The sequence below is a fragment of the Clostridium sp. AM34-9AC genome (assembly GCF_003480225.1).
GTDB classification, from domain to species: domain Bacteria; phylum Bacillota; class Clostridia; order Lachnospirales; family Lachnospiraceae; genus Acetatifactor; species Acetatifactor acetigignens.
The window spans coordinates 1-1,047 of sequence record NZ_QUIU01000069.1 but is presented as its reverse complement, the minus strand read 5'-3'; the positions used below and the strand labels follow the sequence as shown (position 1 = coordinate 1,047).

Below are 1,047 nucleotides of genomic sequence, written 5' to 3'. Positions count from 1 at the left end.
CAGACTGTAGACAAAACGCTTTTGGTCAGCACTCCAGAAGCGTTTTTCTTGTTTTGGGTTCAAAAAGTGTGTACTTGATCAATAATAAACACTTTTGGGTTCCCCTTTTTCCCTTCCTGGCTATCATCTTTGCCAGTTTTTTCAGATTCATGCAGGCAAACGTAAGCCCGACTTTCATTTCCATCCGGGCTTTTCCTATCATCTGTGTATAGCGGAATCCGTGGTTTTCTTTTGCTGTTCCGAAGAGGCGCTCTACGGTCTCTTTCCGTTGCGCATACACTTCCTTCATCCCAATCGTATGCCGGATATCCTCACACTTTTCCATGTACGGCTCCCAGATATGCCGGGTCACTACCTTCACATGATCCCTGCTTTCTGTGCACTGCTTCAGATATGGACATCCTTCACAGACGATTCCGCAGCTCTTGTATTCCCGGTATCCGGAACGGTTCGTCGTATGATAAGCCAGCACCTGATCGTTCGGGCATACATAGCAGTCAAAATATTCATCATACACATACTCGCCTTTTTTGAAAAAACCATCTTTGGTCATGGGGCGTTTATACGGCAGAAGCGGTGTGATACCATCATCCAGAAGTAACTTTGCTATCGCTGGTGTTTTGTATCCTGCATCGGCTACCAGTGTCTGAATGCCAATGTCTTTTATCTTATCATACAGGGATTTAAATGTCCGGCTGTCATGCTGGTTGCCGGGATTTACACTATAACCCAGAATCCATCCGTTTTTGTCACAGGCTGTCTGCACGGAATACGCAAAAACATTTTTATGCTCACCCTTTCGGAACCATCCGCTTTCCGGATCCGTTGTACTTTCCTTGACCGTTTTTTCTTCTTTTCCATCAGAGCTGCCACCACAGGAGGGGGGATCTTTGGGATCTTCCTTCTTTTCTTTCAGAGGCTTTTTCCCATGCGCTTCCCGGTCTTCGTTGATTTCCTTCTTTAACTGCTCTTCGAAGAACAGTGCTTCCTCATCTGCAATCCGTTTCCGCATCTTTTTGCTGTTTGCCCGTGCTTTTACATGGGTGG

At 46.0% G+C, this 1,047-nt stretch carries 1 protein-coding gene; it reads right to left on the bottom strand.

Features of this window, described 5'->3' with window-relative positions; translation table 11 throughout:
- Positions 1 to 25 precede the first annotated feature (25 nt).
- Positions 26 to 1,047, bottom strand: a 1,022-nt coding sequence (locus DW835_RS17740) for an IS1182 family transposase (protein WP_118731514.1), incomplete at its 5' end; no start/stop codon positions are given.